The sequence below is a fragment of the Dyadobacter sp. CY347 genome (genome assembly GCF_021502655.1).
Taxonomy (GTDB): domain Bacteria; phylum Bacteroidota; class Bacteroidia; order Cytophagales; family Spirosomataceae; genus Dyadobacter.
In genome coordinates this window covers 1476227-1493406 of record NZ_JAKFFT010000002.1, presented here as the reverse complement: position 1 = coordinate 1493406, position 17180 = coordinate 1476227, and the positions used below count along the sequence as shown (strand labels likewise).

Annotated in this window: 13 protein-coding genes; 12 read left to right on the top strand and 1 reads right to left on the bottom strand. The window is 47.7% G+C overall.

What is annotated here, in order from left to right; all coding sequences use genetic code 11:
* Positions 1 to 80: 80 nt before the first annotated feature.
* Positions 81 to 383, bottom strand: coding sequence for a hypothetical protein (locus tag L0659_RS07090; protein WP_235125050.1), 303 nt, complete (start codon positions 381 to 383; stop codon positions 81 to 83).
* A 199-nt stretch (positions 384 to 582) separates the two neighbouring features.
* Here L0659_RS07090 and L0659_RS07085 point away from each other — a divergent pair, with 199 nt between their 5' ends.
* The 12 genes from L0659_RS07085 to L0659_RS07030 all read left to right on the top strand — a co-directional run bounded on the left by L0659_RS07085 (position 583) and on the right by L0659_RS07030 (position 16990).
* A complete protein-coding gene (locus L0659_RS07085; RefSeq protein WP_235125049.1) occupies positions 583 to 1332 on the top strand; it encodes a carbohydrate-binding family 9-like protein in 750 nt (249 codons plus the stop codon).
* A gap of 95 nt (positions 1333 to 1427) precedes the next feature.
* A complete protein-coding gene (locus tag L0659_RS07080; protein ID WP_235125048.1) occupies positions 1428 to 2483 on the top strand; it encodes a lactonase family protein in 1056 nt (351 codons plus the stop codon).
* 189 nt (positions 2484 to 2672) lie between these two features.
* On the top strand, positions 2673 to 3893 hold the full coding sequence (locus tag L0659_RS07075; protein ID WP_235125046.1) for an aminotransferase class V-fold PLP-dependent enzyme: 1221 nt from the start codon (positions 2673 to 2675) through the stop codon (positions 3891 to 3893).
* Positions 3894 to 3938: 45 nt separating this feature from the next.
* The gene (locus tag L0659_RS07070) at positions 3939 to 5189 is read left to right on the top strand and encodes an amidohydrolase/deacetylase family metallohydrolase (RefSeq protein WP_235125045.1); all 1251 of its coding nucleotides are present in this window, start codon (positions 3939 to 3941) and stop codon (positions 5187 to 5189) included.
* Between the two features lie 29 nt (positions 5190 to 5218).
* Positions 5219 to 6961, top strand: coding sequence for a c-type cytochrome (locus tag L0659_RS07065; RefSeq protein ID WP_235125044.1), 1743 nt, complete (start codon positions 5219 to 5221; stop codon positions 6959 to 6961).
* A 27-nt stretch (positions 6962 to 6988) separates the two neighbouring features.
* Positions 6989 to 7507 (top strand): cytochrome c, encoded by a 519-nt coding sequence (locus L0659_RS07060; RefSeq protein WP_235125043.1) that lies wholly within the window; start codon positions 6989 to 6991, stop codon positions 7505 to 7507.
* Between the two features lie 21 nt (positions 7508 to 7528).
* Entirely contained in the window at positions 7529 to 9010 is a 1482-nt protein-coding gene (locus tag L0659_RS07055) for a sorbosone dehydrogenase family protein (RefSeq protein ID WP_235125042.1), read from the top strand.
* 31 nt (positions 9011 to 9041) lie between these two features.
* Complete coding sequence (locus L0659_RS07050; RefSeq protein ID WP_235125261.1) at positions 9042 to 9515, top strand: RidA family protein; 474 nt, start codon at positions 9042 to 9044, stop codon at positions 9513 to 9515.
* 405 nt (positions 9516 to 9920) lie between these two features.
* Positions 9921 to 10529, top strand: a complete 609-nt coding sequence (locus L0659_RS07045; protein WP_235125041.1) for an RNA polymerase sigma factor — start codon at positions 9921 to 9923, stop codon at positions 10527 to 10529.
* A gap of 146 nt (positions 10530 to 10675) precedes the next feature.
* Positions 10676 to 11779 carry a FecR family protein gene (locus tag L0659_RS07040; protein WP_235125040.1) on the top strand — a complete coding sequence of 368 codons (1104 nt, stop codon included), beginning with the start codon at positions 10676 to 10678 and terminating at the stop codon, positions 11777 to 11779.
* A gap of 193 nt (positions 11780 to 11972) precedes the next feature.
* Positions 11973 to 15407, top strand: a complete 3435-nt coding sequence (locus L0659_RS07035; protein WP_235125039.1) for a SusC/RagA family TonB-linked outer membrane protein — start codon at positions 11973 to 11975, stop codon at positions 15405 to 15407.
* 23 nt (positions 15408 to 15430) lie between these two features.
* Entirely contained in the window at positions 15431 to 16990 is a 1560-nt protein-coding gene (locus L0659_RS07030) for a SusD/RagB family nutrient-binding outer membrane lipoprotein (RefSeq protein WP_235125038.1), read from the top strand.
* Positions 16991 to 17180: the final 190 nt, after the last annotated feature.

The window sequence follows — 17180 nt, the reverse complement described above, 5'->3', positions numbered from 1 at the left end:
AAGGATATCATTACTCATTATACCAATAAAAAAGCCCCTGGATGAATCCAGGGGCCAATTGTTTTGACTGTATTGAAAGACTATAAAATATCGTCGTCCTCGTCGTCATCTTCACTGTCGATAATCTCATCGCCGTCGATGATCACAGGCTCCTCATCATCGAGCAGGCTGTCGTCGTCATCATCCAGGACATCTTGTGGAAGCACGTCATCTGCATCGTCGTCCCCATCCAGATCATCGTCATCATTACCGCCTACCAGGTCCGGATCATCGGCTACCGAGCGGGTTTGCTGCGTGTTGGTTGGGAAATCCGGAACTACCGGTGCTTCAAGAATTGGTTTGCTGGTATCAGCTATTGCTGGTTCTCCTCGTTCGCGTATCATAATTTTAAAAGTTAAATGGTTTTCAGTTGATGTTTTATCCCAGCTCGTTAAATAATCATTCCAAAGCGTGCCACAAATGTGAAAATCGGGCACTTACCCAAGATTGTGCATGAATAATCATTTGGTAATATGTAAAAACCTGAGGAAATTGCCGAAACCTGCTCCCCGCAGCCCTATTCCAATCCTAAACCATAACATAATGTTTAAAAAATGCGTCCTCTTTTCGCTGTGGGCGGCAATTTTAATAAGTGCTGCTGCTACGGGCACCTACACGCACGCCGCAATCCCCGATTCATCCCTGGTAATCAAAAAAACCACCGACTTCAAAATAGACGGACAAGGCAGTGCTGCCAATTGGTCCACCGCCAAAGCGTTTGATATTACAGTCCAGACAGGCCCCAACCAAGCCGCGCCGGGAAAACAATTTCCCACCAAAGTAAAAATCCTCTACTCCGAAAAAGGATTGTATTTCCTCTTCGACTGCACGGACATTAAACTGACTGCGACCATTATGGAGGATTTTGGTTTGCTTTTTAAAGAAGATGTTGTGGAAGTTTTTCTCTGGCCCGACACATCATTGCCCATTTATCTTGAATACGAACTTTCGCCCCTCGACTACGAGCTCCCGATCATCATCGCCAACATCAAAGGCCGGACGGAAGGCTGGAAAGCCTGGCATTACACAGATCGCAACCGCGTGCAACACGCTACCAGCGCACAGGGAGGTCAAAAAAAGAGCATGGCCGCAGTGGAAGGCTGGAAAGCCGAATTTTTCATCCCCTATACATTAATGAGCCCAATGGTAACCGGTGCTCCGAAGTCCGGCACCAAATGGCGCGGCAACTTCTATCGCATTGATTACGATTCCGAAACAGCTTACTATTCCTGGCAAAAAACAGGCGGAAGCTTCCACGAATTCAACAAATTCGGAACATTGATTTTTGAATAAAACGGTTGTTACCACGCTAAAATCTGATCCATACATTTAATTCCTGAACCATGCGCAATACATTGCTTACATTCATTTGCCTAATCTCCGCGGTCATGACATTTGCACAAAAATCTGGAAAAGAAATCCTTTACATAGGCACATATACTCAAAAGGGCGAGGGCATTTATGTATATGAATTCGACAGAAGCAATCTGTCTTTCAAAGAATTACAGGTTATGGTCAACAAAAATAGCCCGTCGTTCCTTGAATTTCATCCTAACAAAAAATTCCTGTATTCCGCCAATGAGGGCAACAGCACAGTCTCTTCCTATGCCATTGATGCCGAGGGAAAGCTGACAACATTGAATTCCAAACCATCGCTGGGCAAAGGGCCTTGCCACGTCAGCGTAGACCCGAAAGGTCGCTTTCTGTACATTTCCAATTATGGAAGCGGCCAGTTGGGCGTGTATCTGATCAACAGCGATGGCACAATCGGGGCGGTGGCCGACAGCATTCAGGATAAAGGTGCGGCGTCGCAAAAGCCGCATATGCATTCCGTAATCCCCTCGGCAGACGGCAAATACATTTACGCTTCCGACCTGGGCATTGATAAGATCATGGTTTACAGCGTTGATCCGAAAACAGGCAAATTAACGCCCGGAGCCGTTCCTTATGCCGAAGTGAAAGCGGGAGACGGGCCGCGCCATTTCGCCATTCACCCGAGTGGAAATTTTGGTTACTCGGCTTGTGAGCTGGGTTCTGCTGTAAATTCTTTCAAAATCGTGAAAAACTCCGGCGCACTTGTTCCTATGGAGCGTGTTACAATGCTTCCGGCCGATTTCACGGGGAAAAGTTTCGCTGCTGACATTCATTTTTCACCGGATGGTAAGTTCTTGTATGCCTCCAATCGCGGACATGAAAGCCTTGCAATTTATGCCGTAGATGCCAAAACGGGCAAGTTAACCACCGCCGGGCATGCCGAAACGCATGGAAAACACCCACGCAACTTTCTGGTGGATGCAAAGGGTGAACTCGTAATGGTTACCAACCGGGATAATGATAATGTGGTGTTTTTCAAAAGAAATGCGCAAACCGGCCAGCTAACTTACACCAGCAAGGAGATCAGCATTCCGACGCCCGTATGTGTGAAGCAGCTTTTTATCAATTGAAGTATCCCAGCGGAATAATAAGGCGCTAAAATTTACATTGACCAAAGTTTATTTTCTAGATTTAGATAATCAAAAAAAATAATCTTACAAAAAAGAGTATCAGCATGCATTTCCTGCATCCTTGGTATGTTGATCCTTTGAATGTGGATTTTTAACGCCCTTATCACTTTTCAAGTCCTTTCCAATATCATGATAAACCGTAGAGATTTAATCAAACATTTATCCGCTGTGCCCTTACTAGGCGGAATTTTGGGAAACGGCAGTGCGGAAGCTGCAACGTTCGCCGCTAAATTGCCAGCCAGGAACCTCGCCAAGGAGCTGGGAATAAGAACTTTTATTAACGCTGCGGGTACCTACACGGCTATGACCGGCTCACTGATGCAGGACGAAGTGGTAGAGACGATCCAGGGCGCTGCCCAAAATTTCATGATGTTGGACGAGGTGCAAACCAAGGTCGGTGAAAAAATAGCCGCGTTAACCCACGCAGAATCGGCGGTGGTAACGGCTGGCTGCTTCTCTGCATTAACATTAGGACTTGCCGGCGTGCTTACGGGAATGGATCAGAAGAGAGTGGAAGCATTGCCGCACCTGGAAGGAACCGGTATGAAATCCGAGGTGATCATTCAAAAGGGACACAGCATCGGCTATTCCCACGCTTTGACCAATACAGGCTGCAAAATCGTTGAGGTAGAAACGCTTGAAGACCTGCAAAAGGCGATTAATGAAAAAACTGCATTGCTTTGGTTTCTGCATATCCAGTCGGACAAAGGGCAGATCAAGCATGAGCAATGGGTAGAAATTGCAAAGAAAAACGGCATTCCGACCATGATTGATATGGCTGCGGACGTTCCGCCGGTTGAAAACCTTTGGCGGTTCAATGATATGGGCTTCGACCTGGTGTGCGTTTCGGGTGGAAAAGCCATGCGCGGACCTCAAAGCGCGGGTATATTAATGGGTAAAAAACACCTGATCGACGCCGCAAGACTAAGCATGCCGCCACGCGGATCGACGATCGGACGCGGTATGAAAGTAAATAAGGAAGAGATCCTGGGAATGTACGTGGCATTGGAAAAATTTGTGAAAATGGATCACAAAAAAGAGTGGAAAATGTGGGAAGACCGTGCGGCAACCATTGGTAATGCTGCCAAAAGCGTCGCAGGAGTCAATGTGGAAACATTTGCGCCGGAACTAGGCAACCACACGCCTACCCTCAGGATTTCCTGGGATGCTGCCAAAGTGAGCCTTCCTGTGAAACTCTTGCAGGAAAATCTGCGCAAAGGCGAGCCTTCCATCGAGATCATGCCCGGCGAAAACAACACATTGACCATCACAACCTGGTGCCTGAAACCCGGTGAAGAAAAAATAGTAGCAACCCGCCTGAAAGAAGAATTATCGAAAGCGGTTGTTTAAAATTTTGCAAGACCAAGAATACCTATTCCTAAGCCCCTTTAAAAAATGAAATACAAATCCCTGCTTATCCTGCTGATATGCAGTGTGAGTCTCGCCGTTCATGCGCAGACTTACAGCATACTGATCAAAGGCGGAACGGTCATCGACCCCAAAAATAACCTCAACCAGATCATGGACGTGGGGATATTTGAGGGAAAGATCAGGAAGGTTGCCAAGGACATTGATCCGAAGGAAGCCCGCCAGGTTGTGGATGCCAAAGGCATGTATGTCACGCCCGGACTCATTGATATTCACGGGCATGTGTTTTTCGGAACAGAGCCAAACCATTATTTAAGTAATGGTTTGGTTGCGTTACCACCGGATGGTTTCACCTTTCGCGTAGGCGTAACCACCATCGTGGACGCAGGCGGCGCGGGCTGGGATTCCTTCTCAGAGTTTAAGAAAAATGTGATTTTCAATTCCAAAACGCGGGTGCTCTCTTTCCTTAACATTGTGGGCGAGGGCATGCGCGGCGGAAACTGGGAGCAGGATACGAGCGACATGAACCCGGATCTCGCAGCCGGAGTCGCCATTAAGAACCGGAATGATGTGGTCGGTTTCAAAGTAGCGCACTTCATGGGCAATGACTGGAAACCTGTCGATAATGCTGTTAAAGCAGGAAAACTGGCTAATATGCCGGTTATGATCGATTTTGGCGGGAGCACACCACCATTGCCGTTGGAAGATCTGTTTCTTAAACACCTTCGTCCGGGAGACATTTTTACACACGCATACACTTTGCTGGAAGGCAATGTGAGAGAAACAATCGTGGACGAAAAAGCACAGAAAGTGCGGCCATTTGTCCTGGAAGCGCGCAAGCGCGGCATTATTTTCGACGTCGGTTACGGCGGCGCGAGCTTCAATTATTCACAAGCCATTCCCGCTATTAAGCAGGGCTTTTATCCTAACACCATCAGCACCGACTTGCATACAGGCAGCATGAACGGCTCCATGAAGGATATGCTGAGCATAATGTCCAAGTTTTATGTGATGGGCATGGATCTGCCAATGGTGATCAAAGCCAGCACCTGGGAGCCTGCACAAGTGATCCATAGAGAAAACCTCGGCCATATTTCCGAAAACGCCATTGCCGACGTAGCGATCTTCTCGATGCGCAAAGGCAATTTTGGTTTTTATGATAAAACAGGTTTTAAAATGGAAGGCAAGGAAAAACTGGAATGTGAAATGACCATTATGGGCGGCAAAATCGTCTACGACCTGAATGGCATTGCCAAGCCCATTTATCTCACGAACTGACCGCAATCCCAAACTCCTCCTGACGTACAATGCGCTATCACTCGTTCAAACTTTCAGCTTCCTTTCTGCTGCTCTTTGCATTGGGCTTTACCCAGCGCGGCGACCAGCAGGATTTGCCTGTTAATACGAAAAACGGCGGTTTATTTTTGCCGGATGGTTTTGAAGCAACTGTCGTGGTAGACAGCCTGCCCGGCCGCGCCCGGCACATTGCGGTTAATGATAATGGTGATATATATGTAAAAGCGCGTTTTGCAGACAAAGGGGAATCGGTGATTGCCCTGCGCGACACCAATGGCGACGGACGTGCGGACATCATCAAGCGTTTTGGCGGACGGGGTGGTGAAGGGGTTTATGGAACCGCGATGCGCATCTACAAAGGCTATCTTTATTTCAGCTCTGAACTCATTGTTTACCGATACAAATTAAAGCCCGGCGAACTGGTCCCTTCCAGCGAAGAGGAAGTGATCCTGACCGATGATCACGCGCATGGCATGCACGAGCACATTGCGAAACCCGTCACTTTTGATGATAAAGGATTTATGTATGTGCCTTTTGGGGCCAATTCCAATTCTTGTCAGGGCTATAACCGCATCCCTTCATCCAGCGGAATGGACCCCTGCCCTATCCTCGAAGACCATGGAGGGATCTGGCGTTTTGATGCCAATAAAAGAGGTCAGCTACAAAAAGACGGCGTAAAATTCGCTACGGGATTACGCAGCGTTGTGGCGCTGGACTGGAATTTTGCAGATAATAATCTATATGCATTGCAACACGGCCGCGACGATCTGCTGCGCTTGTTCCCACAGCTCTTTTCTCCCTGGCAAAGCGCAATGCTGCCTTCCGAAGAGTTTTTGAGGATCAAAGAAGGCACAGACGCCGGCTGGCCTTATTGCTATTATGATCAGATGCAGGGCAAAAAGGTCCTTAATCCCGAATATGGCGGCGATGGAAATGAAGTGGGCCGTTGCGGCGATTACGAAAAACCATTGATCGGCTTTCCGGGGCACTGGGCGCCTAATGACATTTTGTTTTACCAGGGAAATCACTTCCCCGACCGTTACAAAAATGGCTCATTCATTGCTTTCCATGGTTCCACAAACCGCGCTCCCTATCCTCAGTCGAGCTATTTTATTGGCTTCGTTCCGTTTAAGGCTGGTCAGCCTTCGGGTGATTATGAGGTTTTTGCAGATGGCTTTGCGGGTGTAGATCCGATTGTGAATGTCAGCGATGCGGTTTATCGTCCGATGGGACTTGCCATGGGGCCGGATGGCGCACTATACATTGCTGAAACAGAAAAAGGGAAGATCTGGAAGGTCACTTACAAGGGTAACAAGCAAAAATTTGCTAAATCTGCCCTTGTGAAAATGGAGAAGAGAAAATCGATGTCCAACATTCGTACGCCTGACCAGATCAACGACAATCTGGATAAAGACAAGCCGGTTGCCGGGAGCGCGGTGTACAGTGTATATTGCTCGGCCTGCCACCAGCGAAACGGCATGGGCGATTCCCAACGTTTTCCACCGCTCGGCGGCGCCGAATGGGTAACCGGAGATAAAGATCGCCTTATAAAAGTATTGCTGAAAGGGCTGGAAGGGCCAATCGAAGTAAAAGGGCAATCGTACAACAATGTGATGCCTCAACACAGCTTTTTAAAGGACGAAGAGATCGCCGAGGTGCTTACGCACATCAGGAGCAATTTTGGAAACAGCGCCAGTGCCGTAACCGCGGACGACGTTGCCAAAACAAGATCGTCCCTGGACAGCCCGAAATAACGTTTTTCTCCTTCCAACCTCGTTTAAGTGGATATTACTCTCCGGCAATTGAGTGTTCCTTTTAGGGGTTGGAGGGAGAAAGACAAAAACTATAAACCACGTTTCTCTTATAATTTAATGATCAAAAATAAGATTTTAGCCGCAAGCATTATACTTTTTACAGGAATTGTTCTGGCCGGGTTTTCCTCCGGGACTTCCAATCCGCACGCGGGCCAGGATCCCTGGAAAGCACCCGCATGGGCCGACACACTCAAAAGCCCGTATCACGAAGAACCGCTGACATTGGCACAAGGAGAAGAACTTTTTACCTTATACTGCGCAACCTGCCACGGTGACGCCGGTTATGGCGATGGCGCAGCTGGTGGTGCATTGGGACAAAAACCCGCTAATTTTCACGACACATTGGTAAAAGCCCAAAGCGACGGCTCCGTTTTCTGGAAAATCGCAACGGGCCGTGGCAACATGCCGCCGTTCAAAGATGTGTTTACCGACGAGCAAAAGTGGCAGCTTGTCGCTTACATCCGTCATTTAGGCAAAACCGAGTAAATCCTGAACTTTCATCCCCATATGTTGACTATTAGCCGCTTTATCAAACCAAAAATCACTGCCCTGCTCGTTGTGGCAGTCGCTTTCAATGCCTGGGCGCAACCCAAAGAAACAGTTACGAACACGCCCAAATCGCTCCGGGAAGACATTACTATTGAGCATTACATGAAGATCGAGCCGGAAGCGGTGCGAATTATCCAGCATCCCGTAACAGGCGACATTTATTATACGACGTTTTTCGGGGATGTTTTTAAAATCGTTACCACAAACAATCAGCCCGAAAGCAAGAAAATCCTCAGCGCTGAGGATCACGGGATCACACGTTTGCAAGGCGCTGCTTTTAAAGGCAACACATTGTTTCTCGCCGGGAACATTAATGTGAATAATAACAAAGGAAATAAAGGCCGGATGGTGCGCTACGAGCTGGCCAATAGCGATGCCAAACCCGAAATGACCGTTGTTTTCAACACCGTGGAATATGGTGCCAACAAAACCACCTTCGACCACGGCTGGAATGCACTGGAAATCAGCCCGGACGGCAAATACATTTTCGTAAACACCGGCGCCAGGACCGATCACGGCGAAGTGCAGGACAACGGCGGCGAATATCCAAATGCCCGCGACAATGCATTAACAGCCAACATCTTCCGCTTTCCGATTGATGCCAAAGATTTGCTGCTGTCTACCGACACGCAGAAATTAAAAGCCGACGGCTATCTCTACGCAGAAGGCATCCGCAATGCATATGATATGGCATTTGATCCGAAAGGCAATTTGTTTGCAGTTTCTAATTCAGGCGATTACGATCACGCAGAAGATATGTTCTGGGTTCGGCAGGGCCATCATTACGGCTTTCCGTGGGTGATGGGCGGCATCGATAACCCCCAGCAATTTCCAGATTACCAGCCTAATCCCGACACGGATCCCTTCCTGAGCAAATTTGCTTTTGCCTGGCTCATGAAGTATTTTCACAATGACCCTAATTTCCCAAAACGACCGGAAGGCGTAAAATTCAGTCCCGGCGTGCGGAATATGGGCCCCGACGCTAACGAATACCGCGATCGTAAATCAGGCCTGGTTGTGGACGGGGATTCCACAGGTGTAGGCGTAAGCACATTCAATGCACATTCATCTCCATTGGGTTTGTTTTTTGATACTAAAAATGCGCTGGGCAAAGACCTGACGGGTGACGGTTTCGTGATCCGTTATACCGGCGGACCAAGGAACGGCGTGGCCAATCCGAGTCCGTTAAGAAAGCAGGGACGAGACCTGCTGCACCTGGAAATGGCCTATGACAAAGCCTCAGACAATTATAAAGTAAAAACAACACGCATGATCGACGGCTTTACATCGCCTACCGATGCTTTGCTGGTTGGAAATACTTTATACATTATCGAATACGGCGGCAAGCAGGGCGGTAACAAGTCGGGTGGAAGCATCTGGAAAGTCACCATGCCCGCCAACGAGAAAATGGCGAAGAGAAACAAGAAAAAAAGATCGTAAGTATATCCGTTTTAATAACCTTAATTATACAATCATGTCCGAAAGAAGATCCATTCTCAAAAAATTATTCGCTTCTGTTGCCGGAGTAGCTGGTATCGGCGTCGCTTCCAAAGCAATCGCAGAAGCACCGGCAGCCGTGGCAGCGCCCGAAAAGGAAGTCGGCGATGTCGTTATGTATCAGGATGTACCCTTGTTTTCAGGTCATACCAAGTTCAACAATATGGTGTTCATCGCCGGAAAAGGCGCCCACTTCGAAGGCGACATCACCGCCCACACCAAGCACGTACTGGACGAGCTCGAAAAAGAACTCATCAAAGCCGGTTCCTCGATGGAAAAAGTACTGAAATGCAGCGTCTTCCTCCACGACCTGAACGATTACAAAGCCATGAACGAGGCCTACAAAGGCCGCTTCGGCTCAAAACCCCCATGCCGCACAACAGTGGCAGTATATGGCGGTGTTCCGGGGGATTCGTTGGTTGAGATTGATTGTATTGCTTATATATAGTCGGGGGCGCTAGCCCTTCGACCGCCCGGCGGCCCGGTCCGCTCAGGGTGACAGGGCGTTTGTGCGCGAGGTGCAGCGTCGTGCTTGCCCTTCGGCTCCGCTCAGGGTGACAGGGCGATTGCCGACACTTGCTATTAAATTTGATGGTCGAACAGTAAGTGTTCGACCATCAAACAGATCAACCGATAAATTACCAGCACAAGAGCCCTGTCACCCTGAGCGGACCGGGCCGCCGGGCGGTCGAAGGGCTACCACGACGCCACTTACAAACTTCAAATCACAAACTTAAATTCTGGCATAATCCAATTATGCCGAATGTAATTTTAAAATAAAAAATAAAGTCCTACTTATATTTTAAAATTCAGTGATTAAGCAGTTACTTTGTTTATCTGACCCCAATAAGATTTGAACAAACGACAACGCATCGCTGAGGAGAATGTGGTTCTTCTGAATCTCTGGCAACAATCCCAGGCCGGGGACAGTCTAGCGTTTTGTCAACTTGCAGATAAGCAGTATCGTACGCTCTTCAATTACGCGACTAGCTTTACTTCTGACAGGGAATTTATCAAGGATTCTATCCAGGAATTGCTGATCCACATCTGGGAAAAGCGCCAGACCATTCAAATCCAATACGTCTCCATTTATTTCCTGAAAGCGTTGCGCAATCAGCTGCTGCAAGAATTTCGCAGGAACAATCCAGCCAACTCGGTTCTGGACATTGACGAGGTCGGGCAGATTTCGGATTACCAGACTGTGGAGACGGAGATCGAACAAAGTGAGATCTATTCTGAAAATCAGATCAAGGTTCGGTCGGCTATGAATGAACTTCCGCGCCGCCAAAAAGAGGCTGTTTTCCTCAAATATTTCGAAGGAATGGATAATGAGCAGATCGCCGATCTCATGCAGGTCAACCGCCAATCCGTTGCCAATCTCCTCTTCAAAGCAATAACCTCCCTAAAAACCCAAATCCGCGCAGTAACAAGCTTAATGCTGCTGATTTTCGCCGCGAACTAGATAAGTATTTCTCCGCTGATTCTATCCTGCCATTTTTGCTCTAAACAGCACATCCTCTCCCATCAAAAAATAATTTCTAAAAAAAGAGTATTGGCCGCATGAAAATGCATCCTTAGATAAATTAGCCATACTATTATTTGCCCGATATGCATAATTACCGCAATTTTCTTCCGGAGGAGCTAGCAGCAGATCCATCATTCCGACGCTGGACATTGCTCAACGACCCCGAGGAAAAGACTTTCTGGGCTGAATGGCTTGAACTTAACCCCGACAAAAGCGATCTCGTCGCCAAAGCAAGATATTTCCTGATCAATACAGAGGCTGCATTCGACCAGATTTCCGAGGATGAAATTGCCACTGAAATTTACCGGCTGTCGCATTCGATTGGTGAAAATAAGGCGAAGAAATCAGGCATATGGCGCCGTTTCACGCCAAACTGGTACAATATGGCCGCGTCTGTTCTGCTGCTGATGTTCGCAGGCTGGTGGTTTAACAAACAAACACCTTCCCAGCAGCAATCGGATCAGTATAAGGTGATTTTGAGCCAAATTAAGGAGCCTTTGGTGAAAAAAGAAAACGCGACCGACAAAGCACAACTGATCATTCTGGCTGACGGAAGCTCGGTCCTGTTGCAGCCTAACAGCCGGATCACCTACCCTTCGCAGTTTGAGGGAAATAAAAGAGAAGTTTTCCTGAGCGGAGAAGCGTTTTTTGAAGTGGCTAAAAACCCCGACAAACCTTTCTATGTATACGCACATACGCTGGCAACCAAAGTCTTGGGAACGAGCTTCAAAGTAAGCGCCTTTGAGGGGGACAAAGAAGTGAAAGTGGTGGTGAAAACGGGTAAAGTTTCAGTTTTCCCGATGACAAAAGAAGCCATTGCGACCCAGCAGGCCGACGATAAGCTAGGCGGAATGGTGCTGACACCGAATCAACAGATCGTGTTCACCGCCAAGGAGTTACGCCTTACCCGCAGCCTTGTGCCGGATCCGAGACTGCTTGAACTGCCTATACAAAGCCAGTCGTTCGAGTTCAAAGGCACGCCTATTACCGAAGTTTTTGCGACATTGGAAAAATCGTATGGCGTGAAGATCATTCATGACACGGATGTAATGAAAGACTGCTTCCTGACGGCCTCGCTGTCTGACGAGCCGCTTTTTGAAAAAATAAACCTGATCTGCAAAACGATCGGTGCGCAATATGAACAGCTGGATGCCAGCATTATCATTACAAGCAAAGGTTGCTATTAACATTCTCACCAACCCCGTAAAATTCAATAATGCCTATGACTAGAATCTATTATCCGTTGCCTAAAAAATAAGCCGATGATGCTGCAACACCACCGGCTCTGTTAATCCCCTGTTTGAATCTTCTTACGGTCATCGCCTCGCAGCGGCCGTGGGAATCAATTATGCCGAATTTTAACCCGACAAAATCAAAATTATGTCAAAAACAGTACAATTTCACCATGCTTTACAGAAAATCATGCGTATTACGCTGTATCAAGCCATATTCGCTATCGCCCTCAGCACATTCGTGCATGCCAATGACGTGCGCGGTCAGCGGGTTTTAGAACAAAAAGTGACGTTGCGTTTAGCCAATGCCGAAATCGATAAGGCGTTGGAAAGAATTGAGAATGTGACAAAGGTTAAATTCATGTATAACCCCCAGATTTTCAACAATCAAAAATATACATTCAAATTCCAGGAAGAAGCGCTTTCGGAAGTGTTAGGTAAAATCCTCGCTCCGCATAAAGTGACTTACGAAGTGGTGCAGGACCGCATCATTCTGAAACGCGAAACAGCAGCGGCAGAATCCGGCTCGACATCCAAGGATGCCCCGAAACGCAATGTTACGGGTGTGATAACGGATGAAACCGGCACCGGACTTCCCGGTGTGAGCGTGCTCGTGAAAGGAACGCAGCGCGGAACGTCTTCGGACGCAACCGGGAAATACACGATGGACATTCCTGATGCAGAAATTGGATCAGCTATCCTGATTTTCAGCTTTGTAGGTTATACTTCCCAGGAAGTGGCGGTAGGAACACAGGCGACAATCAATGTAAAACTGGAACCGGAATCCAAAGCATTAAATGAAGTCGTAGTAACCGCTTTGGGTATTTCAAAAGAGAAAAAAGCGCTGGCCTATGCGGTAACCGAGGTTAAAGGTTCTGAATTTACACAGGCCCGTGAAAACAACGTAGCGAATGCCTTAACGGGTAAAATCGCGGGTGTGAATGCTACGGGGATGTCCACAGGACCAGGCGGATCGAGCCGGATTATCATTCGGGGTAATGGTTCACTGAGCGGAAACAACCAGCCTTTGTATGTGATCAATGGTATGCCGATGGACAACAGCGTTCCGGGCGGTGGCAATGCATCGGACGGAAATGGTAATAATACGGACCGCGGTGACGGGATCGGCGGGATTAACCCGGACGACATTGAGTCGATCAGCGTTTTGAAAGGTGGCCCGGCAGCGGCTTTGTACGGTGCACGTGCTGGTAATGGTGTTATTCTGATCACTACTAAAAAAGGACGCGCGCAAAAAGGTATCGGCGTGGAGTTTAACAGCAACTTTACCACGGAAAATCTTTCGATCATTCCGGACTGGCAATATGAATACGGCCAGGGTGTGGACGGTGTGAAACCAACAACGCAAACGCAGGCAAAAAGCTCTGGCCGCTTGTCTTACGGTGCACGAATGGATGGCACCGATGTGATCCAGTTTGATGGCCAGATGCGCCCCTATTCTCCTCAGAAAGACAATCTTAAAAACTTTTACAGGACCGGAACGAACTATATTAATTCCATTGCATTCACGGGCGGTAACGAAACAGTCAACTTTCGTTTTGGTTTAAATAATACAAAATCCAACGCCATCGTCCCTAATTCGGACTTTACAAGAAGGATTGCCAACCTGAATGTGAATGCTTTTTTGGGTAAAAAACTGAGCATTGAAACCGTTGTCCAGTACAACATTGAAGACGGCCATAACCGTCCGAAAGTAGGTTATGCCGACTATAACCCGCACTGGGCCACGCATTTGATCGCCAACACGGTTGATATCAGAAGCCTTTCGCCAGGTTATGATGCGGTTACAGGCAGAGAAGTAGAATGGAACCCGGTTCCGGCAGCGCCAAACCCTTATTTTGTTATCAATAAATTCATAAACGATGACAAGAAAAACCGTTTCCTGGGTCAGGCGAACATCCGGTATGATATCCTTGACAACCTGTTCATCAAAGGAAGCGTAAGCCAGGATTACTACAATTTCAAATATGAATTTGTAGTGCCTACCAACAATGCCTACGAGCCTCTGGGAAAATATGAGTCCAACAGAACAACGTCGTCCGAGACCAACGGCATGCTGACATTGAACTACAATAAGGAATTCGAAAATGTGAGTTTTTCAGCATTGCTGGGTGGTAACACGCAAAGGAACATTTACGATGAAATGGCTTACAGAGGCGCAGAATTCACGATTCCCGGTTTTTACAGCTTTACGAACCTGGCAACGACCACTACCACACCCAATTACCGGAAAAGCGGCATCAACTCCGTGTTTGCATCGGTGGATTTGGGTTATAAAGGATTGGCTTACCTGACCATGTCGGGCCGTCAGGACTGGTTTTCGGTTTTGAACAAATCCAACAACAGCATTTTCTATCCGGCAATCGGTGGAACAGTGATTCTTTCCGAGGCCATTGACATGCCCTCCGCGATCAGCTTTGCGAAAGTGCGCGCTTCGTGGGCGCAAGTGGGTGCTGTGAATGTGGATCCTTACCGCATTTACCAAAGTTACCAAATGGCGCAAGGTGGCCACAATGGTCGTCCCGTACAGCAGCTGGCTTCGGCGTTGGTTCCTAACCCGGATTTGCGCCCGCTTACTTCCACGACTTATGAAGCCGGTTTGGAAGCGCGTTTCCTGAACAACAGGTTTGGCCTTGACCTTACTTTTTACAATCGTAAGACAACCAATGACATCGTGCAAAGCAACATTGCAGCATCTTCGGGATATACCCAGGCGCTTTTGAACGTGGGCGAGCTGAGCAACAAAGGGATCGAACTTTTGCTTACAGCAACACCGCTTCGCAAGAATAATTTTACATGGGATATCAGCTACAACATGGCTTACAATCAAAGCAGGATCGTGAAACTGGCGGATAACCTGCCAAGCCTTAGCATTGGTGCCGGTGTAGGCGGTGGTTTGATCAACAACTACAAAGGCGGCACGTATGGGGAAGTTTGGGGTTATAACAAAAAGACGGATGGCAATGGAAACATTGTTTACAACACCGCCAGCGGTTATGCAGTGAGAGGCGATCTCGAAAAACTGGGCAATGGTATCCCGCCTTTGACGATGGGTATCACCAATAATTTCAAATACAAGAATTTCTCGCTGAACATTCTGGTAGACGGTAAATTCGGAAGCGTGGTTTACTCCAACATGTACCAGTATGCCTATCGTTTTGGTTTGCCAAAAGAAACACTTCCAGGCCGCGAAACGGGTGTAACCGTAACAGGTGTAACGCCGGAAGGAGCGCCATTCACCAAATTGTGGGAGAAAAAGGACGTGGATACATACTATGACAATGACAAAAACTACACGGGCATTTTCACATTCAACAATGACTTCATCAAGCTGCGCCAGGTGATCCTGAGCTACAATTTGAATGTAAGCAAGCTTTCTTTCCTGAAACTGCAAGCTGCATCCGTTTCGCTTGTGGGCCGTAACCTGCTGTTGCTTTACAAAGACAAGCGCAACAATTATTTCGATCCGGAATCGAGCTATACGAATGGAAATGCGCAGGGTCTGGAAGCATTCGGGGTTCCAAGAACGAGGAGTTTGGGTGTGAACCTTACAGTGAAGTTTTAATCATTCAAAAGATTTTAGTGGATATGAAAAATTTAATTAAAATACTATATCTGGCTCCGGCCATGTTTTTTGCCTCCTGCGACAATGGTTTTGAAGAAATGAATGTGAATCCGAATGCGTCAACCGAGGTTGTGCCGGGCTTTCTATTCACACGTGCGCAGCTGGTAACGGTAAGCAACAACTTCACAGGCGCTGCCTACCTGACCATCGGCGGTTCCATGCAGCATTTCGCTACTTACAAGGAAGTGCCGGGTGCGGGTGATAAGTATTTCAATTTCGGTTACAGCCAGGCAAGCTGGCAGCTTTATGGAGGCGATCCGGTGAGCCAGGGCGCGGTGATCGACATTGCACAGGTGATCGACGCCGTTTCGGAGAATCCGGCTGACGTTAATAAGCTCTCTGTTTCCCGCATTTGGAAAGCCTACCTGTTTCACCGCTTGACTGATTTATATGGTGACATTCCTTATTCTGACGCTGGAAAAGCACTTTCTGACCAGAATTTTACACCAAAATACGACACGCAGCAGGCCATTTATGCCGATTTGCTGAAAGAGCTGGACGAGTCGGTCAATGCATTTGACGCGGCTCAGCCAACATTCGGCAACGCGGACCTGATCTATGGCGGCGACATTACCAAGTGGAAAAAATTCGCTTACTCATTAATGCTGCGTTTGGGAATGCGCCTTACCGAAGTGGATGCAGCATCCGCTGAAACCTGGGTGAAGAAAGCGATCGCTGGCGGCGTGATCACGTCGGACGCAGACATTGCGACGATTGCCTATGTGGACGGCTCCATTACGGCAAGCAGAAACTTCATCGCGGCAGGCCTGATGTCAACAGATTACGTCTCTCCGGGTGGTGACAATGTAGAAGGCGGAAAATTGGCCAAAACATTGGTCGACCATTTGAAAACAACCAAAGATCCGCGGTTGAATGTTATTTCCGTAGTTTGGACAAAAGCTTCTGCAACAGCTCCTTATGTTGCCGACACTGCAACTGCCTTACAAAAAGGAATGCCTAATGCCGCATTCAACTCGTTGCCGGCGGATTTCGACTCCTACTCCGAGCCGAATCCAAACACAATCCTGAAATACAATGCGCCATTGCTGGTTTTCACCCCGGCGGAAGTTCACCTGCTGCTGGCTGAGGCTGGACTAAGAGGCTGGTATACAACGACAACGCCAGCTGCTGAATACGAAAGCGCAGTAACATCCGGCATGAAACAATGGGCGGCATTTGGTGCAGGCGGTGTCATTTCCGATGCCAAAATTGCGGCTTACCTGAAAGCAAATCCATATAAATCCACCGGAACACTGGCCGATAAAATGGAGCAAATCGGCACGCAGAAATGGGTTGCGCTGTTTTTGGAAGATGAATATGAGATCTGGTCAAACTGGAGACGCACCGGATATCCTAAACTGACGCCAACAAACTATCCCGGAAACTTAACCGGCGGAAAAATCCCGACCCGTTTCGTGATCCCAGATTCAGAAGAGCTTTATAACAGAGACAACTTCTACGAAGCAAGAACGAGACAAGGCGGTACTAATACACTTTCAAGCACTGTTTGGTGGGATAAATAATTTTTGCTATTAGACTTGCTAAGTCTTAAAGACTTAGCAAGTCTAAACAACGACCAATTATCAGACTTCCAGGCGACAAACCGGGAAGTCTGATTTATTCATATCAAACCCTTTAACATTAAACACACAACCAGCATTAAAAACAGACCCTGAATTTCTTTTGCTTATCGAGTGCCCATATTCCTAAAAC